The sequence below is a fragment of the Synechococcus sp. genome, from assembly GCF_982614295.1.
In genome coordinates, this window is sequence record NZ_CEXBMR010000027.1 from 1 (window position 1) to 23,297 (window position 23,297).

General features: G+C 53.1%; 25 protein-coding genes, 1 tRNA gene, 1 other RNA gene and 1 riboswitch. Of the genes, 15 read left to right on the forward strand and 12 right to left on the reverse strand.

Annotated features, from left to right (window positions below; translation table 11 throughout):
• Positions 1 to 618: amino acid--tRNA ligase-related protein (locus AC2JC8_RS05975; RefSeq protein WP_484594359.1), on the forward strand; the 618-nt coding region annotated here is incomplete at its 5' end.
• A 12-nt stretch (positions 619 to 630) separates the two neighbouring features.
• Positions 631 to 894 (forward strand): hypothetical protein, encoded by a 264-nt coding sequence (locus tag AC2JC8_RS05980; protein WP_106499759.1) that lies wholly within the window; start codon positions 631 to 633, stop codon positions 892 to 894.
• A gap of 45 nt (positions 895 to 939) precedes the next feature.
• On the opposite strand, the gene AC2JC8_RS05985 is transcribed toward AC2JC8_RS05980, so the two are convergent.
• The 4 genes from AC2JC8_RS05985 to egtB form a co-directional block, all read right to left on the reverse strand.
• Complete coding sequence (locus tag AC2JC8_RS05985; protein ID WP_484420238.1) at positions 940 to 1,455, reverse strand: hercynine metabolism protein; 516 nt, start codon at positions 1,453 to 1,455, stop codon at positions 940 to 942.
• Positions 1,439 to 1,675 (reverse strand): hercynine metabolism small protein, encoded by a 237-nt coding sequence (locus tag AC2JC8_RS05990; protein ID WP_255131298.1) that lies wholly within the window; start codon positions 1,673 to 1,675, stop codon positions 1,439 to 1,441. Before AC2JC8_RS05990 ends, AC2JC8_RS05985 begins: the two co-directional genes overlap by 17 nt.
• Before the next feature lie 73 nt (positions 1,676 to 1,748).
• Positions 1,749 to 2,711: an L-histidine N(alpha)-methyltransferase gene (gene egtD, locus AC2JC8_RS05995; protein WP_484594360.1), complete on the reverse strand. Its 963-nt coding sequence runs from the start codon at positions 2,709 to 2,711 to the stop codon at positions 1,749 to 1,751.
• On the reverse strand, positions 2,704 to 3,909 hold the full coding sequence (egtB, locus tag AC2JC8_RS06000) for an ergothioneine biosynthesis protein EgtB (RefSeq protein ID WP_484400021.1): 1,206 nt from the start codon (positions 3,907 to 3,909) through the stop codon (positions 2,704 to 2,706). The genes egtD and egtB overlap by 8 nt, the downstream gene beginning before the upstream one ends.
• A 56-nt stretch (positions 3,910 to 3,965) precedes the next feature.
• Between egtB and AC2JC8_RS06005 the strand changes: the two genes are divergently transcribed.
• Both AC2JC8_RS06005 and AC2JC8_RS06010 read left to right on the forward strand, forming a co-directional pair.
• Entirely contained in the window at positions 3,966 to 4,967 is a 1,002-nt protein-coding gene (locus AC2JC8_RS06005) for a cysteine synthase A (RefSeq protein ID WP_484400019.1), read from the forward strand.
• Positions 4,968 to 4,991: 24 nt separating this feature from the next.
• Positions 4,992 to 6,986, forward strand: coding sequence for a protein kinase domain-containing protein (locus tag AC2JC8_RS06010; protein ID WP_484400018.1), 1,995 nt, complete (start codon positions 4,992 to 4,994; stop codon positions 6,984 to 6,986).
• On the opposite strand, the gene smpB is transcribed toward AC2JC8_RS06010, so the two are convergent.
• Positions 6,966 to 7,466 (reverse strand): SsrA-binding protein SmpB, encoded by a 501-nt coding sequence (gene smpB, locus AC2JC8_RS06015; RefSeq protein WP_255131285.1) that lies wholly within the window; start codon positions 7,464 to 7,466, stop codon positions 6,966 to 6,968. The genes AC2JC8_RS06010 and smpB overlap by 21 nt on opposite strands.
• A gap of 83 nt (positions 7,467 to 7,549) precedes the next feature.
• Between smpB and ruvB the strand changes: the two genes are divergently transcribed.
• The 6 genes from ruvB to thiC all read left to right on the forward strand — a co-directional run bounded on the left by ruvB (position 7,550) and on the right by thiC (position 12,791).
• Positions 7,550 to 8,584: a Holliday junction branch migration DNA helicase RuvB gene (ruvB, locus tag AC2JC8_RS06020; RefSeq protein ID WP_484400017.1), complete on the forward strand. Its 1,035-nt coding sequence runs from the start codon at positions 7,550 to 7,552 to the stop codon at positions 8,582 to 8,584.
• Complete coding sequence (locus AC2JC8_RS06025; RefSeq protein ID WP_484400015.1) at positions 8,584 to 9,336, forward strand: tetratricopeptide repeat protein; 753 nt, start codon at positions 8,584 to 8,586, stop codon at positions 9,334 to 9,336. The genes ruvB and AC2JC8_RS06025 overlap by 1 nt, the downstream gene beginning before the upstream one ends.
• The gene (locus AC2JC8_RS06030; protein WP_484400014.1) at positions 9,333 to 10,511 is read left to right on the forward strand and encodes an amidohydrolase; all 1,179 of its coding nucleotides are present in this window, start codon (positions 9,333 to 9,335) and stop codon (positions 10,509 to 10,511) included. Before AC2JC8_RS06025 ends, AC2JC8_RS06030 begins: the two co-directional genes overlap by 4 nt.
• Entirely contained in the window at positions 10,508 to 10,729 is a 222-nt protein-coding gene (locus tag AC2JC8_RS06035) for a DUF3188 domain-containing protein (protein ID WP_484400013.1), read from the forward strand. The genes AC2JC8_RS06030 and AC2JC8_RS06035 overlap by 4 nt, the downstream gene beginning before the upstream one ends.
• Positions 10,726 to 11,259 carry a HEAT repeat domain-containing protein gene (locus AC2JC8_RS06040; RefSeq protein ID WP_484400012.1) on the forward strand — a complete coding sequence of 178 codons (534 nt, stop codon included), beginning with the start codon at positions 10,726 to 10,728 and terminating at the stop codon, positions 11,257 to 11,259. The genes AC2JC8_RS06035 and AC2JC8_RS06040 overlap by 4 nt, the downstream gene beginning before the upstream one ends.
• Positions 11,260 to 11,365: riboswitch (TPP riboswitch) on the forward strand.
• A 28-nt stretch (positions 11,366 to 11,393) separates the two neighbouring features.
• A complete protein-coding gene (thiC, locus tag AC2JC8_RS06045; protein ID WP_484400010.1) occupies positions 11,394 to 12,791 on the forward strand; it encodes a phosphomethylpyrimidine synthase ThiC in 1,398 nt (465 codons plus the stop codon).
• A 79-nt stretch (positions 12,792 to 12,870) separates the two neighbouring features.
• Here thiC and tkt read toward each other — a convergent pair whose 3' ends face one another.
• Genes tkt through acpP form a run of 3 tightly spaced genes read right to left on the reverse strand, consistent with a single transcriptional unit; the run spans position 12,871 to position 16,425 of the window.
• Positions 12,871 to 14,877 carry a transketolase gene (tkt, locus tag AC2JC8_RS06050; RefSeq protein WP_484400009.1) on the reverse strand — a complete coding sequence of 669 codons (2,007 nt, stop codon included), beginning with the start codon at positions 14,875 to 14,877 and terminating at the stop codon, positions 12,871 to 12,873.
• A gap of 32 nt (positions 14,878 to 14,909) precedes the next feature.
• A complete protein-coding gene (gene fabF, locus AC2JC8_RS06055) occupies positions 14,910 to 16,157 on the reverse strand; it encodes a beta-ketoacyl-ACP synthase II (RefSeq protein ID WP_484400008.1) in 1,248 nt (415 codons plus the stop codon).
• A gap of 28 nt (positions 16,158 to 16,185) precedes the next feature.
• Positions 16,186 to 16,425, reverse strand: a complete 240-nt coding sequence (gene acpP, locus AC2JC8_RS06060) for an acyl carrier protein (RefSeq protein ID WP_295456603.1) — start codon at positions 16,423 to 16,425, stop codon at positions 16,186 to 16,188.
• Positions 16,426 to 16,551: 126 nt separating this feature from the next.
• Here acpP and psaC point away from each other — a divergent pair, with 126 nt between their 5' ends.
• Both psaC and glmS read left to right on the forward strand, forming a co-directional pair.
• Positions 16,552 to 16,797, forward strand: coding sequence for a photosystem I iron-sulfur center protein PsaC (gene psaC / locus AC2JC8_RS06065; protein ID WP_295456601.1), 246 nt, complete (start codon positions 16,552 to 16,554; stop codon positions 16,795 to 16,797).
• A 26-nt stretch (positions 16,798 to 16,823) separates the two neighbouring features.
• Positions 16,824 to 18,710, forward strand: coding sequence for a glutamine--fructose-6-phosphate transaminase (isomerizing) (gene glmS / locus AC2JC8_RS06070; protein ID WP_484400006.1), 1,887 nt, complete (start codon positions 16,824 to 16,826; stop codon positions 18,708 to 18,710).
• 15 nt (positions 18,711 to 18,725) lie between these two features.
• On the opposite strand, the gene AC2JC8_RS06075 is transcribed toward glmS, so the two are convergent.
• Positions 18,726 to 20,150, reverse strand: a complete 1,425-nt coding sequence (locus tag AC2JC8_RS06075) for a mannose-1-phosphate guanylyltransferase/mannose-6-phosphate isomerase (RefSeq protein ID WP_484400005.1) — start codon at positions 20,148 to 20,150, stop codon at positions 18,726 to 18,728.
• A gap of 24 nt (positions 20,151 to 20,174) precedes the next feature.
• Here AC2JC8_RS06075 and AC2JC8_RS06080 point away from each other — a divergent pair, with 24 nt between their 5' ends.
• Entirely contained in the window at positions 20,175 to 21,359 is a 1,185-nt protein-coding gene (locus tag AC2JC8_RS06080; protein ID WP_484400004.1) for a CorA family divalent cation transporter, read from the forward strand.
• On the opposite strand, the gene rimM is transcribed toward AC2JC8_RS06080, so the two are convergent.
• Complete coding sequence (gene rimM, locus AC2JC8_RS06085; protein WP_484400003.1) at positions 21,356 to 21,883, reverse strand: ribosome maturation factor RimM; 528 nt, start codon at positions 21,881 to 21,883, stop codon at positions 21,356 to 21,358. The genes AC2JC8_RS06080 and rimM overlap by 4 nt on opposite strands.
• A gap of 47 nt (positions 21,884 to 21,930) precedes the next feature.
• On the opposite strand from rimM, the gene AC2JC8_RS06090 reads away from it, so the two are divergent.
• The gene (locus AC2JC8_RS06090; RefSeq protein WP_295456592.1) at positions 21,931 to 22,104 is read left to right on the forward strand and encodes an NAD(P)H dehydrogenase subunit NdhS; all 174 of its coding nucleotides are present in this window, start codon (positions 21,931 to 21,933) and stop codon (positions 22,102 to 22,104) included.
• On the opposite strand, the gene AC2JC8_RS06095 is transcribed toward AC2JC8_RS06090, so the two are convergent.
• Entirely contained in the window at positions 22,085 to 22,774 is a 690-nt protein-coding gene (locus AC2JC8_RS06095; RefSeq protein ID WP_484594361.1) for a ribonuclease III family protein, read from the reverse strand. The two genes, AC2JC8_RS06090 and AC2JC8_RS06095, sit on opposite strands and share 20 nt — an antisense overlap.
• A 14-nt stretch (positions 22,775 to 22,788) precedes the next feature.
• Positions 22,789 to 23,181, reverse strand: an RNA gene (rnpB, locus tag AC2JC8_RS06100) — RNase P RNA component class A.
• A gap of 40 nt (positions 23,182 to 23,221) precedes the next feature.
• Here rnpB and AC2JC8_RS06105 point away from each other — a divergent pair.
• Positions 23,222 to 23,295: transfer RNA gene (locus AC2JC8_RS06105), tRNA-Arg, on the forward strand.
• Positions 23,296 to 23,297: the final 2 nt, after the last annotated feature.

The following is a 23,297-nucleotide window of genomic DNA, read 5'->3' on the forward strand; positions in this document are numbered from 1 at the left end:
GGCACTTCAATCACGTATCAAGGCACCGAAATTAATTTCGCCCCCCCCTGGCGAAGAGCCACCATGCATGAATTAGTGCTGGAGGCCACCGGCTTGGATTTCAACAGCTTTAGCGATCACGCTGAAGCAGCAGCTGCAATGGAAGCAGCCAACCTTCTAGTGCCAGCTCTTGCCGATTGCCTTGGCCGCTTGTTGGTAGAAGCATTTGAGCAACGGGTTGAAAGCAGCTTGATCCAACCCACATTTGTGTTGGATTACCCGATAGAAATTTCACCGCTTGCTAGGGCCCATCGCAGCAAACCTGGTTTGGTGGAGCGTTTTGAACTATTCATTGCGGGTAGGGAAACAGCAAACGCCTTTAGTGAACTTATTGATCCAGTGGATCAGCGCAGGCGCCTTGAGGCCCAACAAGAAAGGCGAGCGGCGGGTGATCTAGAGGCGCAGGTGGTGGATGAAGACTTCTTGCAAGCTCTAGAAGTGGGAATGCCTCCAACGGGGGGTTTAGGTATTGGCATCGATCGCCTTGTAATGCTGCTTACCGATAGCGCCAGCATTAGAGATGTGATCGCCTTCCCATTACTACGGCCTGCCAAGGTGGATAATGGGTGCACTGATTAAATTTCCTAACGCATGAGTGGCGAACGCGTTGGATTTCGTTTTACTCACGCTGATGCAGTGGTGAAACGCAACCCCCAAGGCCGGTCCCGGAGGGGCTGGGTTATGGAGGCAGTTGAGCAAACCACTAGCCGTGGTACCAAGATGCCTGCATATCGCATCCGCTGGCGTGATAGCGAACGCCCCGAAATTGTTTTGCAACATATGTTGATTGCAGATCCTGATCCCACTCCACCACCTGAAGGTGTAAATCTTGTGCCAAAAGCACCAAAAGTTTAGGCATCTCCCTTTAGCTTATAGATAATTAAACCAAGATATTCGTTGTTATTTTTGTTTTTGCTTGAGATCTTCTAGGGCTTGATTGGCTTCAAAATTATTCCAAGCTGTTTCTAAATCTATTTCTGAATCTTTTTCTAAATCTACTGACGAAGTTTGCTTCTTTGGGCTATTTGGTGCTGGTATTTGTTGAATTTCCTGCCGCAATTGTTGATCTTCTACGCCAAGTTCAGCCAAGGCTTGCCAGCAATCGCGCCCCTGTCCCATCAATTTACTTAGGTGAGCCTCCGCTTGGCTAGCTAATTGATTGGCGCCGGCCTGCTGGGCCCGCTGCACCCGTTGGCGCCATTGTTTGATTTCGGCGCTTAGATCACATAAGCGTTGCCTTAATAGATCGGCTTGCTTATTGATTGATGCCAGGCGAATTTGCAAGCGTTGTAGTTTTTCACTCGCTTCACCTTTTTCAAATAAATCTTTTTGATTTGGATGATCTTCTAGGAAATTGTCAAACTGGCGCTCCAGCTCTCGCTCAATTTCTTGCCACCAGCTATTGGTTGATTCCATCCGGTGCCCTTGTAATAACGGCAGCTTCGATCTCTTCCTCAAGGGGGGTGATGGCCCCATCCCTCGAGCGCAGTAACAACTGGGTGAGCCTGGCTACAGCACCTTCCCCGATCTCTTCAGTGCCGATTGCATCAAAAGCGCGGCGATAGGTGGTTTCTAATTCTTCAATCAATGATTCTCTCACCCTTCGCACTAACGCCCGCTGTTCTTCTCGGCCCATGGCGCTTGGTTCAAAGCTGATACAAGTGTGCCCTGCCAGTGTGCTCGGCCAGTGTTGCTTTGCAAAACCAATTTCAAACAAGCAGATGCAAGCTGTAGCTATCAGCTGCATCGCAATGGCGCTGCTTGCTGCTCCAACCGGCACAAGCGGCAAGGCTTTGAAATGCTTCAGGCGAATATTTATAGCTGTATTCGGTGATCAAAATTTCACCAGGTTTAAAAATCACCTCTTGCCCCAGCAGTTGCAGCCGTTGTTCGCCATTGCTTACAAGCGCCATAGCAATACGCTGCTGCTCAGATTGCCATTCGGCTTTGTAACTAAATCCCCACGGATCTACTTCTGCATCCAGATCACGCTGTAAACGAAGCAATAGGTTTCGTGCAAAAGCTGCTGAAAATCCAGCAGCGTCGTTGTAGGCCGCTTCCAGCTGGGCCTGGGGCCGCGGTTGATCGATACCAATTAACAACGCCCCGTTGGGCCCAAGCAGCTGCTTAAGCCGCATTAAAAAAGCACTGGCCTCTGCCGGCTCAAAGTTGCCTAGGGAGCTGCCGGGAAAAAAGCCCAGCCGCAACCTTTGGCTCCATTCGGGGCTGAGGGGTAATTCCAGTGCACGGCTGTAGTCGGCGCAGATACCTTGCATCGGCACTGAGGCGAATTTGGCCTGTAAGCGCATACCTGCTTCCTGCAAATGCCTGGCGCTGATATCTATGGCGATGTAGGCGGGGTTGTTGAGGGCCTGCAGCAGCGGCCCCACTTTTTCGGCGCTGCCAGCACCAAATTCCAATACCAAACTGTTGGCTGGAATTTGCGCGCAAAAACTATTGGCATGTTTTTGCAACAGCTCCAGTTCTGTGCGTTTGAGTGTGTATTCCGGTTGCTTACAAATTTCTTCAAATAACAGCGAACCAGGCTGGTCGTAGAGCAACCAGGCCGGCAGCTGTCTTGGGCGCTGCTCTAACCCCCTAAGCACTACCTCCGCCATATCAGCTGGAGTGGGGTGTAGATCGATGATTGAAAAAGTTTCTATTTCAGCCATCCCAAGCGAGCCGTAGGCCAGCTGCTTGCCAGCGGCATGCAGGGGCATAAAAATTGCGGTATGTGATGCGGCTATGGCCTTGGGGAGTGAGGAAACTGCTGCCCCGCAACACCATCTGAGAGCTCATGAATTTGCCGTTGTATTCGCCAATCGCGCCAGGGGCGGGGCGGTAACCGGGGTAAGGCCCGTAGGGCGAATTGGTCCATTGCCATAAACAGCCAAAAGCTTGGGGTAGATCTGGTTGTTGCTGCAAAGCAATTTCCCATTCCAGCTCCGTTGGTAATCGGGCCCCAGCCCAACGGGCATAGGCATCAGCTTCAAACCAACTAATGTGTTGCACCGGCGCGTTTGGATCCCTCGGTTGCAAACCCCGAAGGCTGAATTCCAGCCCGTCTGGCCGCCAATAACGCGGTGCATGCCATTGCTGCTGCTGCACCTGGGCCCAGCCTTCAGCCATCCAGAGCCTTGGCTTTTGGTACCCCGAATCAAGCTGAAACGCTTCGAATTCAGCATTGGTTACCAGCTGCGGGCTGAGGCGCCAAGGGTTTAGCCATACCTTGTGTTGAGGGGCTTCATTATCAAAATGAAAACCAGAGTTTTGTAGCTGCTTGCCAACTTCTACAAGGCCCCCTTCGAAATAAAAACTATCCCTAACCCCAAGGCCCATCGTTGCGGCTGCCACCGCTGGAGCATCAAGGGCATAAATCGGATTTAAGGGGTTGCGGCTGAAACTATCGAGCAGGTCTTGCAGCAGCAATTCCTGATGTTGTTGCTCGTGATTGAGGCCAAGCTCAATGAGGTTGCTGATTGTTGTTGCTGGCCCATTTGCGAGCCAAAACTGCAAAGCCTGATCAACACGATGGCGCCAATCCAGCAGCTCCCGTAGTGGTGGCCTACTCAATAAGCCCCTTTGCGGCCGCGGATAAAAGGGTCCGGCGCTTTCGTAGTAGCTGTTAAAGAGCACCAGCCAGGGCTGCGGTGGCCCCTGCCAATTGGGCTGATGGGGTTGCAGCAGAAAGGTTTCAAAAAACCAGTTGGTGTGAGCTAGGTGCCATTTGGGCGGGCTGGCATCTGGCATCCCTTGCAACAAGAGATCTTCTGGTTCAAGGGGCGCGATTAAAGCTTCGCTTTTAGCTCGCACAAGACGATACAGATCACCTAACAACGGGTGAACCGCAGAGGGTGAGCAGCTGGTCATCCCTCGACTAAGCAGTGGCGGGACCCTAGCCTGCGGCGAAGAAATCGGCGTTGTTTATGGGTATCACCCGAGGTTTTGTGGGGGCCGTGGGTAATACACCCCTGATTCGTTTGGAGCATTTCAGCGCCGTGAGCGGTTGCGAAATCCTTGGCAAAGCGGAATTCATGAACCCCGGTGGTTCAGTGAAAGACAGGGCCGCTCTTGGCATCCTGCAAGCGGCAGAAGCAACGGGGGAACTGAAAAAAGGTGGCACCGTAGTTGAAGGCACCGCGGGTAATACGGGCATTGGCCTTGCCCATTTATGTAATGCCCGCGGTTATCGCTGCGTAATTGTTATTCCTAATACTCAATCAGCTGAAAAAATAGGTTTACTGCGCAGCCTTGGCGCTGAAGTGCGCACGGTGCCGGCGGTGCCCTATCGCGATCCGGAAAACTATGTGCGGCTTTCGGGGCGGATCGCCGCAGAAATTCCAGGGGCAATCTGGGCAAATCAATTTGATAATCAGGCCAATCGCCAAGCCCACTACAACGGCACTGGGCCTGAAATCTGGGAACAATGCGCGGGAAAATTAGATGCCTGGGTGGCCGCCACCGGCACCGGTGGCACCTATGCCGGTGTGGCGCTTTATCTAAAGGAATGCGATCGCAATTTGCATTGCGTGCTGGCTGATCCCCATGGCAGTGCCCTGCATAGCTGGTTCACGAGCGGCAACTTCAGCATGGAAGGTAGCTCGATTACCGAAGGGATCGGCAACAGCCGGCTTACAGCAAATATGGAAAATGTGCCTGTAGATGATGCAGTGCGAATAAGCGATCAAACTGCCCTGCAGGTGCTCTATGAGCTGCTCTGGTTTGAAGGCTTATTTATGGGCGGTTCCGTTGGCATCAATGTGGCTGCAGCGCTTGAAACCGCTCGCCGCCTAGGGCCAGGGCACAGGATCGTAACGGTGTTGTGCGATGGCGGTGATCGCTACCGTTCAAGGATCTGGGAGCGGGAATGGTTAGAAAGCCGTGGCTTGCAGCAGCCGGAACGGCCAAGCTTGCCTACTCTCCCTTGATTCCCATGCAATTTGGTGCTGGCTGTGGCATTTCCCGCTGAAGCCGCTGTCGGAGATTTATTGGCGGGCCGTTATCGCCTCGAGCAGTTGCTCAGTGAAGCCCCTGGTGTTCAGTTGTGGCGCGGCAGCGACAGCCTTGCTGGAGGCCTAGCCGTTGCAATTCGTGGCTGGGCCCACTTATCAGCGCCAAAGTTGTTGTTGTTGCGGCAACGCTTAGAGCGGCTGCAAGGGGTTTTACATCCCCAGGTGCCGCGTTTAGGCGCCTTAATCCCAGAGGAAGGTGGCCTATGGCAGGTGCGGGAATGGGTTGCTGGCCGCACCTACAGCGATTTGTTGATTAGCCGCCAAGAGCGGCAGCTGGTATTTGGAGCAGGGGAGGTGCTGTTGCTATTGCGCCAGTTATTACCAGCGCTAGCGGCTCTGCATGGCCAAGATTTAATCCATGGTGATCTCACGCCAGCCAATTTGCTGCGCCGTGACAACGACGGCCTTCCGGTATTGATTGATTTCGGTTTGCAGGGGGCACCCGGTGAGGAACCTTTGCTCGCTGCCACCCCTGGTTACGCGCCGGTGGCACAAGGCAAGGAATCACCAGCCCCTTGGATGGATCTCCATAGCCTTGCGGTTACCGCAATGGTGTTGCTGAGCGGAGAAGCAGCAGCTGGCTTGCTGGATCCCCAAACGATGCAATGGCGCTGGCCCGATGGTTTGGAGGTTGACCCCCTTTTTCGGTTATTGCTGGAGAGGATGCTGAGCGCTGACCCACAGCGAAGATTTGCTACCGCAGCCCAGTTAATGGAACCCTTAGCGGCCCTGCCGGTGCCCGATAGCACCGGTCCGGTAGGCCGCAGTGATCGCACTGCGGTATTAATTCCCCAAAAAAGTGAGCCAGAACAAATAAAACCGGAGCCCAAGCTTCCCAACCCCATTAATGGGAGTGGGGCCCCTAAAACCCTGCGCCGCGCTAGCCGGCAACAACGCCAAGAGGAAAAGGAAAAGGCGGCGGAAGGTAGGTTTTGGCCGGTGGTGCTGGCTTTGATCCTCACTGCCTTAGTGGGTTCGGCCCTTGGCTGGTTGCTGTTGGGTCGCAGTCGCCCAGGGGCTATGCCATTACAAAATCTGCCGGGATCTGTGAGTTTGCCGCCGGCGGAAGTGGATCAACGCCAGCAATTACTAAACCGCTTGAAGGCATTACAAGTGGATCGTGATTGGTTTTTAAAGCTGGTGGATCGCGGCTTGGCGGCCCAGTTTCCGGAGCGGGGCGGTAAGCCACCTAGTGATTCCCTTGAAGATGCCCCCCTGCGCAAGATTTGGAACGATCTCGCTCAAGACTGGTTGGTGCGGGTAGAGCAATTGCCGCTGGTGCTGCGCTCAAAGTTGGGTAGTTTCAAGCCCGCCGATTGGGAAGCGCGCCAAGCAAGCCTTACCGCCCAGGGCTTAAGCCCTCAGGTTTTGTTGCAACTGGTAAGCAGTAGCGCCCAAAACATGCTGCCGGGTCGCAACCCGGAAACGGTGCCAGATGAACCCTTCCGCCAGCTGTGGTATGCGGCTGCCCTGCGCAGCTTGGAGGGTTTGCAGGTGGAACAGTTGGAGCCCACCCCAAATCTGGCCCGTTCTCTCTCGGCAGTAGTGGATGGCCAAGGGGCTCGCTTATTTGCCGTAAAAATGCAACCGGGTTTCAAGTTGGTGCTTGGCGTAAATGGCACAAACCTGATGCAAATGACTGTATTCAGCGCTAACGGCCAAGTGCTCGAACCCCGCGGACCACTGCGGGTGGTAGTGCTGCCAAAAGTGGAGGGCTCGCTTGTGCAGGTTTTAGTGCGCAACGATGGCTTAGCCGCAAGCATGATCAGCCTTTCGGTGCGGGTAGACCCCCCCTTACCAGCAGCACCTGCAAATATCCAAATGCCAACTTCAACCCCTGAGATTATTAATGCACCGCCTCCAATTGCACCAGCGCCAACACCTAATCAAGTAGTTGCACCACCGCAAGAAAGTTCAGAGCCGCTTCAACGCTGAACGCAAATCTTTGTCGTCTTGTTTACGACGTTCTTCTTCGCGTTTGTCGTGTAATTTGCGCCCTTTTGCAAGGCCAATTGTGAGTTTTATCCACGAGCCTTTTATTTGTAAATTTAAGGGGATCAAAGTGAGGCCTTGTTGATCTAAGTGCCCTCTTAAACGATTGATTTCTTTGCGGTGGGCCAGCAGCGTGCGCACCCTTAGGGGTTCGTGGTTGTAAAACTTGCTCGCTTGTTCATGGCCGGCGATATGAACATTGTGCAGTTGTAATTCACCATTACGAATCAAACAAAAGCCATCCCGCAAATTTGCTTTGCCAGCTCTGATTGCTTTTACCTCAGTGCCCACCAGCTCAATACCGGTTTCAAGGGTTTCAAGAATTTCGTAGTTGTGCCGCGCCAAACGGTTGTCTGCCAGTAGCCGTTGGGCCTCTAGCCGTTTCTTTGCTGCTGCTGTTGCACCTTTACCCTTGCCTGCCACGCGCCGAGTTCACCCAATGCATTCCTTAACACCATCGTGACCCATGGTTTGCCTGCATGGGCCGTGCCCCCTAGCCTCGGCCCATGGCGATTCAGTCTTCCGGCAGCAAGCCCATAAAAAAAGACACACCGCGGTTGCTGGCTCCCCAAGCCAATGCTTCGGAACGCGATGGTGGCCGCGATGAGGGTTTAAGGCCGCGGCGTCTAGCCGACTACGTGGGTCAGCCGGAGTTAAAGCAGGTATTGGCGATTGCCTTAGAGGCCACCCGCCAACGGCAAGAGGCCCTTGATCACGTGTTGCTGTATGGGCCGCCGGGGCTTGGTAAAACCACCATGGCCCTGGTGTTAGCAGAGGAATTAGGGGTGCGCTGCCGTATTACCAGTGCTCCGGCGTTGGAACGCCCCCGCGACATTGTGGGTTTATTAATGAATTTGCAGCCTCGGGAACTGCTGTTTATTGATGAAATCCACCGTTTAAATCGCGTGGCAGAGGAGTTGTTATATCCGGCAATGGAAGATTTTCGCTTGGATCTCACCGTGGGCGCTGGCACCGGTGCCCGCACCCGCAGCCTCGAACTGCCTGTTTTTACATTGGTTGGTGCCACCACTAAAGCGGGTGCATTGAGTTCACCCCTGCGGGATCGCTTTGGCTTAATCCAACGGCTTGAGTTCTACAACTGCAGTGATCTTGAATTGATCGTGCTGCGGGCAGCAAAGTTATTAAAAGTGGAATTAATGCAGGCCGCAGCAGCAGAAATCGCCCGCCGTTGCCGCGGCACGCCGCGGGTGGCAAACCGTTTATTACGGCGGGTGCGGGATTTTGCCAGCGTGAAGGGCCATGGCCCGGTAACAGCAGAAGTGGTGGCGGAAGCTTTGGCAATGCATCGGGTGGATGCCCTTGGTTTGGATGCTTCCGATCGACGTTTATTGGAACTGCTGCTGGGTAGTTACGCCGGTGGCCCTGCTGGCCTCGATACGCTGGCAGCAGCCCTGGGGGAAGACCCCGACACCCTGGAGGGGGTGGTGGAACCATTTTTGCTACAACTCGGCTTTCTGCAGCGCACCCCAAGGGGGCGAATAGTTACGGAGGCAGGTCGTAGGCATTTGGAGGCTGCTTGATGTTATTGATTTTTGGACAATGCTTCCTTGTGTTGGTGTTGGTGTTTGGATCGATAGCCCAACAGTTCGATTTGGCTTTGCAGGCAAGTAAAGAAGGTCGTTTTGATCAAGCCCTAGAGCTTTGGGATGGCGTTATTAAAAATGCTCCAAATGATGGTGCAGCTTGGAGTAATCGCGGCAACGTACGCCTTGCCCTTGGTGATCCGGAAGGGGCGATTGCAGATCAAACAGAATCTCTAAAACTGGCACCAGATATTGGTGATGCCCATTTAAATCGAGGCACAGCTGAAGAATTTCTAGGGCGATGGCAGGCAGCTTCCAGCGATTACGAATGGATTCTTGAACGCGATCCAGCTAACGCTGCAGCCAACTACAACCTGGGCAATGTGGAAGGCAGTTTGGATGATTGGGTAAGCGCCAGACAATCTTTTTTATTGGCAGCTGAAGTAAAGCCCGGGATGGCGATGGCTCGCTCTAGCGCAGCCCTTGCTGCATTTCAGCTGGGAAACTTAAGCCAAGCGGAATTGGAATTGCGCAATTTGATTCGCCGTTATCCCTTATTTGCTGATGCCAGGGCTGCCCTCACGGCATTGCTGTGGGAGGAAGGTAAAGCTGGAGAAGCGGAAAGTAATTGGGCGGCAGCTTCCGGCCTTGATAGCCGTTACCGGGATCGCAGCTGGCTACTGCAAGTAAGGCGCTGGCCACCGCAACCGGTGGCGGCATTAGAGCGCTTTTTGCAACTGGATCCATGAACGCTACCAATTTGGTTTTAGGCAGTGATGCAATTAATAAGTTGCAGGAAATACGCCGATATCTCCATGCTCATCCTGAATTGAGCGGCGCTGAACATCACACAGCGGTATTGGTGGCAGGCGAATTACGCCACCTGGGCTGGCGGGTGCAGGAGGGGGTGGGGCGCACGGGAGTGGTAGCGGAATTGGGAACCAGCAACGGCCCTGCAATTGGCCTAAGGGTTGATATGGATGCATTACCGATTGAGGAATCCACCGGGTTGAGTTATGCCTCCACCAGCCCTGGGTTGATGCATGCCTGCGGCCACGACATTCACACCGCCGTGGGTTTAGGGGTGGCAATGCTGCTAGCGCCATTGGCAGAGCAATTAAGCGGCACCGTGCGTTTGATCTTTCAACCGGCGGAAGAAACAGCAGAGGGGGCCCGCTGGATGCTGGCGGCGGGGGCAATTGAAGGGTTGAGTGCCCTATTGGGGCTGCATGTATTTCCGAGCATTGCAGTGGGAAGCATCGGTTTGCGTCATGGGGCCCTCACGGCCGCGGCGGCTGAATTGGAGTTGGAGGTGTTCGGGGAGGCAGGCCACGGCGCAAGACCCCATCAAGCGGTGGATGCGATTTGGATTGCTGCCCGCCTAATAAGTGGTTTGCAAGAGGCGATCAGCAGGCGTTTAGATGCGTTGCAACCGGTGGTATTGAGTTTTGGCCGCATTGAAGGTGGCCGCGCTTTTAATGTGATCGCTGATCGGGTGCGGTTGCTTGGCACCTTGCGCTGCCTTGATTGCCAGCTCTACGAACAGTTGCCCGAATGGGTTGAAAGCACTGCTCAAGCCATATGTGCTGCCTACGGCGGCAAGGTGAAATTGGTTTGGCGAGGGATTGCACCACCTGTGCAAAATGATCCGCAGCTCACCGATCTTCTGGAGGGCATTGCGGTGGAGCAATTGGGCCGCGAGCAGGTGTTGGAGTTAGCTCAACCAAGCCTTGGCGCTGAGGATTTTGCCCATTACCTAAATCATTTACCCGGCTGCATGTTTCGGCTCGGGGTGGCGGGCCTTGATGGTTGCTCCCCTTTGCACCATGGTGGATTCAATCCGGATGAGGCTTGTATGCCCGTAGCCGTGAACCTATTAGCAACGGCCCTAAAGCGCTGGTTGGAGCAAAACAGCAAGCCATGAATACCCGCTTACCTTTGGCGCTTGCCACCCCACTACTAATTGCGCTGGCCCTGTTTGGCTTGATGGGGGGTGGCCAACGCCAAGGAGCAGAACGGCTGCAAGCGATGCCAGCCCTTTTTATTGCTGCTGGGCTGTTAATTGCTCGCGCAGCTAGTTATGGTCGCCATAGGCAGCGATTACTGCGTGCCGTTAAAGAGCTTGAATCAGGCCCCCCATGACTGCTGCTTCACAAGAACCATCTTCAATGGGCATAGATGCCATTCGTGTGGCGATCGCCAGCGGCCACACCACATCTCGGATGCGGGCGATCACTGCTTTGCAGCCCTACGACGTTGATACCTGCGTGCCATTGCTGCTGGAATGCTTAAACGACCAAGCATTTTTGGTGCGCTCCTTAGCTTGTATGGGGCTTGGTTATAAAGCAAATGAACAGGGAAAATTGGCCCTGCTCAAGGTGTTGAAGCTAGAGGGGGATCCCAATGTGCGGGCAGAAGCAGCAAATGCCCTGGCGCGCCATGGCATGGAGCAAGCTTTACCAGCACTTCTTGATTTGTATAAACGGGATACCCATTGGCTGGTGCGCAGCAGTATTTTGGCGGCTCTAGCTGATGAAAAGGATGTAACGCCTGAGGTGTTGGTAAAGCTTGCCGAAATGGCGTTAGTTGATGCCGATCCCACCTTGCAGGAAGCGGGTAAACAGTTGAAGTTGAAGTTGCAACGCGAGAGCCTTGAACGCTTGCTAGGTTGAGCTAGTCACTAGGGGTGCCGTCGCCGAAAATCCGGTGAAGGCTGAGATCACACCCTCCGAACCTGATCCGGTTAATACCGGCGCAGGGAAGTGCAGGAAGTGCGGCGCTACCCCTCCCCGTTGAGGAAATTGCTATGCGTAGTGCCTGGATTGAAAAGCGTAAAGGTGATGCCAATGTTTCTCAGATGCATTACGCCCGCAAGGGTGTGATCACTGAAGAGATGGCATTTGTTGCCAAACGGGAAAACCTGCCTGAATCATTGATTTTAGAAGAGGTGGCGCGGGGAAGAATGATCATCCCGGCCAATATCAATCACCCAAACCTTGAACCGATGGCGATTGGTATCGCTAGTAAGTGCAAGGTAAATGCAAATATCGGCGCTTCTCCTAATGCATCCGATATGGAAGAAGAGGTGGCTAAATTACGTTTAGCCGTCAAATATGGCGCCGATACGGTGATGGATTTATCAACTGGTGGTGTGAACCTTGACGAGGTGCGCACGGCAATTATTAACGCATCACCTGTGCCAATCGGAACAGTTCCGGTTTATCAAGCTCTTGAAAGTGTTCACGGCTCAATTGAAAAGCTATCAGAAGAAGATTTCTTACATATTATTGAAAAGCACTGCCAGCAAGGGGTTGATTATCAAACTATCCATGCCGGATTATTGATTGAGCATCTGCCTTTAGTGAAAGGCCGCCTCACTGGAATCGTGAGCCGCGGCGGTGGCATTTTGGCTCAATGGATGCTTTATCACCACAAGCAAAATCCATTATTCACAAGATTTGATGATATTTGCGAAATTTTTAAACGTTATGATTGCAGCTTTTCATTGGGTGATTCCTTGCGGCCTGGCTGCCAGCATGATGCTTCTGATGCTGCCCAATTAGCGGAATTAAAAACTCTCGGCGAGCTCACCCGTAGAGCTTGGACCCACGACATTCAAGTGATGGTGGAGGGCCCCGGCCATGTGCCTTTGGATCAAATTGAATTCAATGTGAAAAAACAGATGGAGGAATGCAGCGAAGCACCTTTCTATGTATTGGGCCCGCTGGTAACTGATATTGCCCCTGGTTACGACCACATCACCAGTGCCATCGGTGCAGCAATGGCCGGTTGGCATGGCACGGCGATGCTTTGTTATGTAACACCTAAAGAGCATTTAGGTTTACCTAATGCCAATGATGTGCGAGAAGGTTTGATCGCCTACAAGATTGCAGCCCACGCCGCTGATATCGCCCGTCACCGCCCTGGCGCCCGCGATCGCGATGATGAACTAAGCCGCGCCCGTTATGCCTTTGATTGGAATAAACAGTTTGATCTTTCGCTAGATCCAGAACGGGCCCGTGAATATCACGATGAAACCCTGCCAGCTGATATCTATAAACAAGCAGAGTTTTGCTCAATGTGCGGGCCAAAGCATTGCCCAATGCAAACCAAGATCACCGATGAGGATTTAGCAGGATTAGAAGATGTGCTCAAGGCCCAGGCGCTAGAGAAGCAAGGAGCGGTGGTGGCAATCGCTAAATAAATAGTTTTAGATAGTAGTTTAAGCAAAAGAAAAGCCCCGCATTTGCGGGGCTTTTTTATGTTGCAGTTGCTTGATTGAATCAGCCCAACAGCGCCTTTGATTTAGCTACTACGTTTTCTACGGTGAAACCAAACTCCTTCATGCAGGTGCCGCCGGGGGCAGAGGCACCAAAGCGATTCATAGTTACGCTATCGCCATCGAGGCCGATGAACTTGTGCCAGCCGAAGGATTCAGCTGCTTCCACAACAATGCGCTTGCGCACTGCATTAGGTAGCACTTCTTCTTGATAAGCAGCACTTTGCTCTAGGAACAATTCAACGCAAGGCATACTCACAACCCGCACTTTGCGGCCATCAGCTGTGAGTTGTTTTGCTGCTTGCACGCAGAGATCAAGTTCGGTGCCGGTGCCGATCAAAATCAGCTCAGGGCTGCCAGCGCAATCTTCAAGGATGTAGCCACCAAAGGCAACTTTCTCAATCCCAGAATTTGCTTGGTTTGCCATCGCTTGGCGGCTAAGGGCTAACACAGACGGACGGTGGCGATTGTTGATTGCCAACTTGTAAGCGCCACTGGTTTCGTTGCCATCACCAGGGCGGAATACCAGCATGTTTGGTATAGCCCGTAGGGATGGAATCGTTTCTACCGGTTGGTGGGTTGGGCCGTCTTCACCAACGCCGATTGAATCGTGGGTAAGCACATAGATCACCCCCAATTCACTTAAAGCGCTGAGACGCATGGAGCCACGCATGTAGTCGGCAAATACCAAGAAGGTGCCGCCGTAAGGCACCAGGCCACTGCCGTGATACGCGAGTCCGTTAAGGATTGCTGCCATCGCATGTTCCCGCACACCGAAATGCAGATAGCGATTTGCTTCTGCTCCTTTTTGGAAACTCTTTTCACCTTTGATATCAGTGAGGTTTGAGTGGGTGAGATCGGCGGAACCACCGATTAATTCCGGCAGGTGGGGGGCAATTGCATTAAGGCAATTTTGTGAGTATTGGCGTGTGGCTAAACCTTTATCTTCTGGGCTAAAAGTTGGCAGACACTTATCCCAACCTTCAGGCAATTCACCCCGCAGCATCCTTTCGAATAAGGCTGCTTCTGCGCTGTACTTTGTGCGGTAGGTGGCAAGGCTGCTATTCCAGGCTTCTTCAGCTGCGGCACCGCGATCGATTGCTTGGCGCCAGTGGTCGTAAGACTCCTGGGGCACCTCAAAGGGGCCGTATTTCCAGCCAAGAGCTTCGCGGGTGAGGTTTGATTCCTCTTCGCCAAGGGGTGCGCCGTGCACACCAGCGGTGTTGCCTTTATTTGGCGAACCATAACCAATAGTGGTGGTTATTTTTATAAGTGAAGGCCGATCAGTTACAGCTTTAGCCGCCTCGATTGCTTTCTGAATTCCATCAACATCGGTGTTGCCATCGGCTACATGTTGCACATGCCAGCCGTAGGCCTCGTAGCGCTTCATCACATCTTCTGTGAATGAAACTTCGGTGTTGCCATCAATAGTGATGTGATTGTCGTCGTAAAGAGCAATAAGTTTTCCCAGCTTGAGGTGGCCCGCTAAGGAACAAGCTTCAGACGAAATACCTTCTTGATTACAACCATCACCCATGATCACGTAGGTGTAGTGATCAACCAAGTTGCAATCTGGTTTATTGAATTTTGCGGCTAAATGAGCTTCTGCAATTGCTAAACCCACGGCATTGGCAATCCCAGCCCCTAACGGCCCTGCAGTTACTTCAACACCGGCGGTTTCAAAGGTTTCTGGATGCCCAGGGGTGCGGGAACCCCACTGCCGGAATTGCTTGATGTCTTCAATTGTTACTGAGTCGTAGCCGCTCAGGTGCAGTAAGGCATAAAGCAACATGCAACCGTGGCCGGCTGAAAGCACAAAACGGTCGCGGTTAAACCACTTGGGATTTTTGGGGTTGTGGCTTAGTACCCGGTCCCAGAGGGCATAGGCCATCGGGGCGCAACCCATTGGCAGGCCGGGATGACCGCTTTTGGACTTGTTAACGGCATCTACCGCAAGGAAGCGGATGCTGTTAACGCAAACGGTGTCGAGCGAAACGGGTGCGGCGACCATGGGGAATTTGGTAGGGGCTGAGGGGGAGCCCGTCACGCAAAGCGACGGAAGGCTAGGCAGACGTTATGGCCGCCGAATCCAAATGAATTGGACAAGACCGTATTAATTATCTGCTCTCGCGCTTTGTTGGGTACGACATCCAGATCACAGGCGGGATCCGGATTTTGATAATTGATGGTGGGGGGCACCATCCCATGGTTGATGGCAAGCACTGCGGCAACAGCCTCGATGCCGCCACTACCGCCGAGCAGATGGCCTGTCATCGATTTAGTTGAACTCACAGGAATCTGTTGAGCTCTTGAACCAAGTGAGGTTTTGATAGCTGCAGTTTCGTTGCTGTCGTTGGCTTGAGTGCTGGTGCCGTGGGCATTCACGTAGTCGACTTGATCAGCAGCAAGGCGGCCATTTTGAAGCGCTAAGGCCATCGCCCGCGCCCCACCTGTGCCACCAGGGATTGGTGAAGTGATGTGGTGAGCATCACAAGTGCTGCCGTAGCCCACTATCTCAGCAAGGATTTCAGCCCCACGAGCCTTGGCATGTTCAAGGCTTTCAAGAATTAATACCCCAGCCCCTTCACCGATCACAAAGCCATCCCGTTGGGCATCAAAGGGGCGGCTTGCACTGGCGGGATCGTCGTTGCGGAACGACAAAGCCTTGGCGCTAGCAAAACCTGCCACACCAAGCGGGGTGATGGCGGATTCGGCGCCGCCACAAACCATCGCATCAGCAAAACCATTTTGAATTAAACGGAATGCATCGCCAATGGCGTTTGAACCAGCAGCGCAGGCAGTTGCCACCGCTGAACTGGGCCCCTGGGCCCCCAGGGCGATCGCCGCTAGGCCTGCAGCCATGTTGGGGATCATCATCGGCACAGTGAACGGACTCACTCGGCTGGGCCCCTTTTCTTTCAGCACATGGGATTGCGACTCCATCATGAGGAGCCCCCCCACGCCTGAACCAATAATTACGCCGATGCGTTGGCGATTTGCATCGTTTATCACTAAACCGCTGTGGGAGAGGGCTTCCTTAGCGGCCACCACGCCAAATTGACAAAAGCGATCCCAACGTTTGGCTTCTTTGGGATCGATCAGGCCGGTGGGATCAAAGTTCTTAACCTCTGCTGCAAAGCGGCAGGCGTGGGCGCTGGCATCAAAAAGAGTGATGGGCGCCACTCCATTAGCCCCTTGGCTGAGGCCGGCTAAGTAAGCCGAAACTGTGTTGCCAATGGGTGTAACGGCGCCAAGACCAGTTATCACCACACGGCGGGATGGTTCAACCATGGCGATGCCTCAATCTTGATGAGGCCGATCAGGCCTGCTTTTCGGTAATGAATTTCACGGCGTCACCAACGGTGGTGATGCCTTCTGCGGCTTCATCTGGGATTTCGATATCGAAAGCCTCTTCCAAAGCCATAACCAGTTCAACGGTGTCGAGGGAATCGGCCCCAAGATCGTTTTGGAAATTTGATTCCGGCTTTACTTCTGCGGCATCGACACTGAGTTGTTCAGCAACGATTGATCGCACCTTCTCGAGAATTTCCTGGGACATGGGCCGCAGCAGCTTGGCGGGGGGGATTCTACGGGCCCGCCTGCGCAGCGTTAACAACGATGACGGTTAAAGCTGAGTGCACACATCCAGAAGTAGCCTGAGAAGACGGTTTGTTATTGGTCGGGCATGTCCCATTCCGTCAAGATCTACGACACCTGCATCGGTTGCACCCAGTGCGTACGCGCCTGTCCCCTAGATGTGCTGGAAATGGTGCCCTGGGATGGCTGCAGAGCTGGCCAAATCGCCTCATCTCCTCGCACTGAGGATTGTGTGGGCTGTAAGCGTTGTGAAACGGCTTGCCCTACAGATTTCCTCAGTATCCGTGTTTATCTCGGTGATGAAACCAGCCGCTCTATGGGCCTTGCCTACTAGGCGGGATTAGTTCTTCACAAAACAGCATGTGCGGCATCGTTGCGGTAATAGGCACAAAGGATGCTGCGCCACTGTTGCTTGATGGATTGCGGCAGCTTGAATATCGCGGTTACGATTCCGCCGGAATTGCCACTGTGCAAGCAGGGGCGTTGGTTTGCCTGAAGGCAGAAGGCAAACTTAAAAATCTTGCTGCTCTTGTGGAACAAGAGGGTGCCCAAGGCAACTGCGGCATCGGTCATACCCGCTGGGCTACCCACGGCAAACCGGAGCAACGCAATGCCCACCCCCATTTAGATGGCAGCGGCAGGGTAGCGGTGGTGCAAAACGGCATTATCGAAAACCATCGCCTGCTGCGGGATCAGCTGCAGGCAGAAGGGGTGATCTTCCTTTCGGATACCGATACCGAGGTGATCCCCCACCTGATTGCAAAAGAGTTGCAGCAATTGCAGACAGCAGGTGCTGGGGCCAGCGGCGCTACTTTGCTTTTGGCGCTGCAACGCACCTTGCCTCTTTTAGAAGGGGCCTATGCCTTGGCGGTGGTGTGGGCTGATTGCTCAGATGGCCTAGTGGTTGCAAGGCGCCAAGCGCCCTTGTTGATTGGGTTAGGGGAAGGGGAATTTCTTTGTGCCAGCGATACCCCAGCCCTTGCAGGTATTACCCGCACAATCCTGCCCCTAGAAGATGGCGAGGTGGCGCTGCTGGGTCCGTTAGGAATTGAGCTTTACAACGCAGCTGGGGAGCGTCAACAACGCCCCCCTACCCAGTTGCGCGGCAGCGACCATGTGGCGGATAAGCGCAGCTTTAAGCATTTCATGCTTAAAGAAATCCACGAGCAGCCGGAAACAGCTGCCCGTTGGTTGGCCAGCCATTTACCGGAAGGTGGCCCGAATGATCCCTTGGTGGCCTTAGCCCTTGAGCCTGCACTACTGGAAAATCTAGATCGCATCCAGGTGTTGGCCTGCGGCACTAGCCGCCATGCCGCCTTGGTGGGGGCCTACTTGTTGGAGCAATTAGCGGGGGTGCCCACCAGCGTCTACTACGCCAGTGAATTTCGTTATGCCCCGCCGCCTTTAGCTCCTAATACCCTCACGGTGGGCGTTACCCAATCGGGTGAAACCGCAGACACCCTTGCAGCCCTTGCAATGGAGCAGCAGCGCCGGGCTGGCCATAGTGATCCTGCCTATCGGGCCCGATTGCTCGGAATAACAAACCGGCCGGAAAGCTCCCTAGGCCGTTTAGTACCTCATCTAATTGATATCCATGCTGGCGTTGAAGTGGGGGTGGCTGCCACTAAAACATTCATGGGGCAGTTGCTGGCGTTTTATGGCCTGGCGATTCGCTTAGCGGAATTGCGCGGCAGCCGCAGCAGAGAGGAATTGCATCAATTGGTGGAGGAATTGCGCGCTCTTCCGGCCCAGTTGCAAACACTTATTGATCGTTTGGATCTGCGTTGCGCTGAACTTGCCCATTCATTTGCTGATACCCAGGATGTTATTTATCTAGGCCGCGGTATCAACTATCCGATTGCCCTAGAAGGGGCACTTAAGTTGAAAGAGATCAGCTATATCCATGCAGAGGGTTATCCCGCTGGCGAAATGAAACACGGGCCTATTGCCCTGCTTGATGCTCGCGTTCCAGTGGTGAGTGTTGCGATGCCTGGAACAGTGTTTGAAAAGGTTTTAAGCAATGCGCAAGAAGCAAAAGCACGCGATGCTCGTTTGATTGGTGTTGCACCGGAAGGCCCTGATACTGAATTATTTGATGTGTTACTGCCGGTGCCGGCAGTAAATGAATTGATATCTCCTTTACTAACATTAATTCCAATGCAGTTGCTGAGTTACCACATTGCAGCTCACCGGGGGCTTGATGTTGATCAACCGAGGAATTTAGCAAAATCTGTTACGGTTGAATAACGGTTAGATGTATATTTAATTGCGACCGTAGTTGTCTTGAAAGCGCACAATATCATCTTCTCCAAGATATGCACCACTTTGAACTTCAATCATTTCTAAAGTTATTTTGCCCGGATTGCTGAGGCGATGTTGAGCCCCTAAGGGAATATAAGTGCTTTGATTTTCCCCCAGCAATATTTCTTCGCCATCTTTTTCTACAATTGCTGTTCCTTGCACCACAATCCAATGTTCAGCGCGATGGTGATGCATTTGTAAAGATAAAGAAGCGCCAGGCTTTACTTGAATTTTTTTCACCTGCCAGCGTTCGCCCTCAGTAATACCATCGTAATTTCCCCACGGCCTATAGATGCGGCGATGGGCCCGACCCTCTGGCGCATTACGGGCTTGCAATTTATTAACAATTTTTTTTACCTCTTGAGCGCGATCGCGATGGGCAACAAGCACTGCGTCATCAGTTTCAACTACTATCAAATTATCAACACCTAACCCCACAAGCAGGCGATGTTCGCTGCGTAAATAACAATTATGTGAGCCTTCATTAATAACTTGTCCGCGTATTACATTGCCATCAGTATCCTGTTCTGCCGTTTCCCAGAGCGCGCCCCAGCTGCCCACATCACTCCAGCCAGCCTGTAAAGGAAGCACGCTACCCAGCTGGGTTTTTTCCATTACTGCCACATCAATTGCAAGATTTGGACATTCAGCAAACGCTTCATGATCAAGGCGTAGGAATTCCAAATCAGCGCTGTCATTTTTTAAGGCAGCACGGCAACTATTTAAAAGTTCTGGTACCAACCGCTCCATTTCGGCAATTACAGCGCTGGCCCGAAATAGAAACATGCCGCTATTCCAAGTAAAGCGTCCGCTGCTTAGAAATGATTCAGCCGTTTTTACATCAGGTTTTTCAACAAAACGGGCAATTGGCACTGGCCTTGCAGGATCCAGGCTCTCTGCTGCTTCGATATAGCCATAGCCAGTTTCAGGGGCGGTGGGCACGATTCCAAAAGTTACTAATCGGCCAGCTAATGCAGCATCACGTCCTGCATCTACCGCAGCACGAAAACAACTGGGATCTTGAATTAAGTGGTCTGCAGCGAGCACCAGTAGCAGCGGGTCGCTGCTGTTACTACTGGCCTGCAGCGCTGCTATGGCCACGGCTGGCGCTGTATTTCGGCCCATGGGTTCCAGCAAAATACCGCTTGGCTTTATCCCGATTTGGCGCATTTGTTCTGCAACGATGAAGCGATGATCTTCATTGCAGATCAATAGCGGTGGCTGCAAATGCGTTAATCCTTCCAACCGTTGTTGGGTTTGTTGCAGCAGGGTATGTTCCCCCGCTAATGCCCAATATTGTTTTGGATAGCTGGCCCGCGATAGGGGCCAAAGACGGGTACCTGTGCCACCGCAAAGGATTACCGGCAGTAAGGGAACGTTGCTCATCAACTAATCGTACCTACGCTGCAAATGCAGCTTTGCAGCAACTTGGTGGAACCTGGGGTAACCGCGCAATTAAGCCCCAACCTTGATGGCCGCAGCTTGGCGCGCACCGGCAATGTGTTGAAGTCGAGGCGCTTGCCTGAGCGTTTAGGTGAACTGCCAGGTGCGCTTTATGTGCACGGCGGTGTTGCCCCCACAACAATTTCTGTTTTGGTTTTTCGTCCCACTGGGGTGGAGCATCGTGAATACGTGCAGTTGCAGGATTTAGAGCAATTGGTGGCGGAGGGCTGCCCAATTTGGGTGCGTATTAAGGGCTTCGCTAATCAAGAATTAATGCACCAAGTATTTGCTTGCCTTGAGGTGCCAGAGCCATTGCATCAACCCTTAATTGATACACCGCAACGCACCAGGGTGGATGCGCTTGGCCATGCGTTGTTAGTTGTTATGCACCGTCTAAGTGGCTCCAGTGGTAATCGCTTGGTTAGTGAACAGGTTGGTTTGGTGTTGCTTGGCAGGGTGTTGCTTTCGGTGGAAGAGGTGCCGAGGCCTGTGGCATTTCCAGAGCTCACCCGCTGGCTTGATCAACTGCAACCCCCTCCCTGCGCCGGTGACATAGATGATATTTTATTCTTTTTGATTGATGAAGTTTTAGATGAAGTTTTACCCTTTCTTGAGCAATTATCAGAGGGCTTAGATGATTTAGAAGAAGCCGCTATTCGCCGCCCCAGCCCGCGGATGTTGCGCCAAGCCTATGAAATGAGATCCACCCTGCGCCAGGTGCGGGGCATGATCTGGCCTTTACGTAGCCAGTTGATCGTGTTGATTCGGCAGAGCTATCGCGTGCTTGATAAGGGGGCGATCAAAGGGTTTAGGGAGGTGAGCAGCCATGTGGATGTGATATTTGAAACCGCTGAATTATTGAGGCATCAATGCGATGCCGTTACAACAAGTTATATGGCAAGTATTAGTAATCGCATGAACCAGGTAATGAAAATGCTAACGATTGTTTCAAGCATTTTTGTGCCGCTTACTTTTATTGCAGGTGTTTACGGAATGAACTTTAATTCCGAGAAATCACCATGGAATATGCCGGAATTAAATGCTTACTTTGGCTATCCATTGTGCATTGCTTTTATGCTAATAGTTGCCGCTATCCAAGTTGGTATGTTGTGGCGGCGCGGCTGGTTTCAAGATTGGACCGGTACCCGTTAGGGATCTAATAAGCCTTGGGGAGGGGTAAGTAATAACCAGCCTTCTTTTATGTGCACTTCAGGCACTATTGCCTCAACAAAGGGCACCAAGCAATGGCGAGCGCCATCGAGCAACTCGATTTCGAGTAGGTCGTTGCCACCGTGGTGCAGATCCAGCACGGTCGCGATAGCGGGGCCGTCGGGATCTAGGCGCACCTCTAAACCTTGTAAATCGAGTACATGGAATTCACCTGCTTCCAATTCCGGGCGATCGTTTACATCCACAAGTAATTGGTGCTGCACCAATGCTTCTGCAGCGCTGCGGTCGTTTATGCCTTCAAAGCGCACCACAAATAAATCACGGCCTGGCAGCTGCCGGCCGCTGATCAATTCGAGGCTTTGGATTGCGGCACCTGGTTTCTGCAGCCACCTTGGGCCTGGATCCACCAGGCGGCTTGGGAAATCGGTGGCGGGCAATATGCGCACCTCTCCTTTAAGCCCTTGGGCTGCCACCACCTGGCCCACCACGATGAATTCCTTACTCATTGCTTCACAGCTAAACTATTCACGGCTGGTTTGTAGACACTCTTCCCATGATCCTTCCCGGCAGCACCGTACGGATTACAGATCCTCGCTCGATCTACAACGGTTATCAAGGTTTCGTGCAACGTATTAGTGGTAGCAATGCGGCGGTTTTATTTGAAGGGGGGAACTGGGACAAACTTGTAACGTTTCCGCTTAAAACCCTTAGCGAAGTTGCGGTTTGATCTTGGCTAACGCAGCTTTTGCAGCTTGTTGTTCAGCATCTCGGCGCGCCGGCCCAAGCCCCTGGCCATAAAGCTTTTGCTTGAGAAATACACGGCTAAAAAACCGTTCGGGATTGCCATGGCTGGGGTTGCGTTCTTCGCTTTGATAATCAGGTAATTCCCCCAGAGCAGCTTGGCTCCATTCCTGCAAGGCAGATTTCCAATTGTTCAGATTTGGATCGGCTTCGAGGGCTAAACAACTGCGCTGCCAATGGGGTGCAAGCCACTCCCGCACAGCATCAAGGCCGCCGTTGCTGCCGCCCCAGCATTGATAAACAGCGCCTATCAGAGCTTCACAGCATTCAGCGCCAATCGTGGCTTGAGCAGCGATATCACCTAAGGCACAAGGGCCTTGTTGGATTAGGGCTTTTAGCTCTAGCAATTCTGCTAATTCCGCTAACCAACGATCACTTACCAGTTGAGCCCTTAGATGGGAGCGTTCACCAACTGCTAATTGAGGGTTGTGGCGATCAAGGAATTCAGCGCAGGCCAGCCGTAACACTGCATCACCAAGGAATTCAAGTTTTTCATGGTTGCGGGCTTTGCCGGTGCTGCTGTGGCAAAGGGCTTCTTCTAAAGGAGCGAGATCTTGGCCTAACGGTTTAAGACCCTGGCAATGCAGGAATTGCAACAGGGCTTGATTGGGGGGAAAGCAGGACATAAGCCGGGTTCTGTTCCGAAGCAAAGGCGAACCCTTGCTCGGGGTAATCATCTATCTGGGACCGTTGTTACCAACGGCCTCGAGCGGCGCACTTTTAGCGGAACCGGTTAATGGCCAACCATGGTTCCTGGGCCTTGCTCCCAGCCGGGGTTTACCTAGCCAGCACCTCTCGATGCTGCTGGTGCGCTCTTACCGCACCCTTGCACCCTTGCCTGTGCGGGGGGCGAGCCCCCTGCCATCGGCGGTGTGTTTCTGTGGCACTGTCCTCACGGTCACCCGCACTGGGCGTTACCCAGCAAGCCTGGCCATTGGGGAGCCCGGACTTTCCTCAACCGGCAGCTGCAAGCAGCTGCGATTGCGACCACCTCGCCTGCTTTCCTATTTTTAATGTAAGCCGAGGGGGATAATGAATGCCATGGGGCTGTAGCTCAGCCGGATAGAGCGACGGTTTCCTAAACCGTAGGCCGTGGGTTCGAGTCCCGCCAGCCCCGTT

Coding starts and splice junctions, on each gene's coding strand:
- AC2JC8_RS05980 (WP_106499759.1), top strand. CDS start 631: ATGAGTGGCGAACGCGTTGGATTTCGTTTTACTCACGCTGATGCAGTG.
- AC2JC8_RS05985 (WP_484420238.1), bottom strand. CDS start 1,455: ATGGAATCAACCAATAGCTGGTGGCAAGAAATTGAGCGAGAGCTGGAG.
- AC2JC8_RS05990 (WP_255131298.1), bottom strand. CDS start 1,675: ATGGGCCGAGAAGAACAGCGGGCGTTAGTGCGAAGGGTGAGAGAATCA.
- egtD (WP_484594360.1), bottom strand. CDS start 2,711: ATGGCTGAAATAGAAACTTTTTCAATCATCGATCTACACCCCACTCCA.
- egtB (WP_484400021.1), bottom strand. CDS start 3,909: ATGACCAGCTGCTCACCCTCTGCGGTTCACCCGTTGTTAGGTGATCTG.
- AC2JC8_RS06005 (WP_484400019.1), top strand. CDS start 3,966: ATGGGTATCACCCGAGGTTTTGTGGGGGCCGTGGGTAATACACCCCTG.
- ruvB (WP_484400017.1), top strand. CDS start 7,550: ATGGCGATTCAGTCTTCCGGCAGCAAGCCCATAAAAAAAGACACACCG.
- AC2JC8_RS06025 (WP_484400015.1), top strand. CDS start 8,584: ATGTTATTGATTTTTGGACAATGCTTCCTTGTGTTGGTGTTGGTGTTT.
- AC2JC8_RS06030 (WP_484400014.1), top strand. CDS start 9,333: ATGAACGCTACCAATTTGGTTTTAGGCAGTGATGCAATTAATAAGTTG.
- AC2JC8_RS06035 (WP_484400013.1), top strand. CDS start 10,508: ATGAATACCCGCTTACCTTTGGCGCTTGCCACCCCACTACTAATTGCG.
- AC2JC8_RS06040 (WP_484400012.1), top strand. CDS start 10,726: ATGACTGCTGCTTCACAAGAACCATCTTCAATGGGCATAGATGCCATT.
- thiC (WP_484400010.1), top strand. CDS start 11,394: ATGCGTAGTGCCTGGATTGAAAAGCGTAAAGGTGATGCCAATGTTTCT.
- tkt (WP_484400009.1), bottom strand. CDS start 14,877: ATGGTCGCCGCACCCGTTTCGCTCGACACCGTTTGCGTTAACAGCATC.
- fabF (WP_484400008.1), bottom strand. CDS start 16,157: ATGGTTGAACCATCCCGCCGTGTGGTGATAACTGGTCTTGGCGCCGTT.
- acpP (WP_295456603.1), bottom strand. CDS start 16,425: ATGTCCCAGGAAATTCTCGAGAAGGTGCGATCAATCGTTGCTGAACAA.
- psaC (WP_295456601.1), top strand. CDS start 16,552: ATGTCCCATTCCGTCAAGATCTACGACACCTGCATCGGTTGCACCCAG.
- glmS (WP_484400006.1), top strand. CDS start 16,824: ATGTGCGGCATCGTTGCGGTAATAGGCACAAAGGATGCTGCGCCACTG.
- AC2JC8_RS06075 (WP_484400005.1), bottom strand. CDS start 20,150: ATGAGCAACGTTCCCTTACTGCCGGTAATCCTTTGCGGTGGCACAGGT.
- AC2JC8_RS06080 (WP_484400004.1), top strand. CDS start 20,175: ATGCAGCTTTGCAGCAACTTGGTGGAACCTGGGGTAACCGCGCAATTA.
- rimM (WP_484400003.1), bottom strand. CDS start 21,883: ATGAGTAAGGAATTCATCGTGGTGGGCCAGGTGGTGGCAGCCCAAGGG.
- AC2JC8_RS06090 (WP_295456592.1), top strand. CDS start 21,931: ATGATCCTTCCCGGCAGCACCGTACGGATTACAGATCCTCGCTCGATC.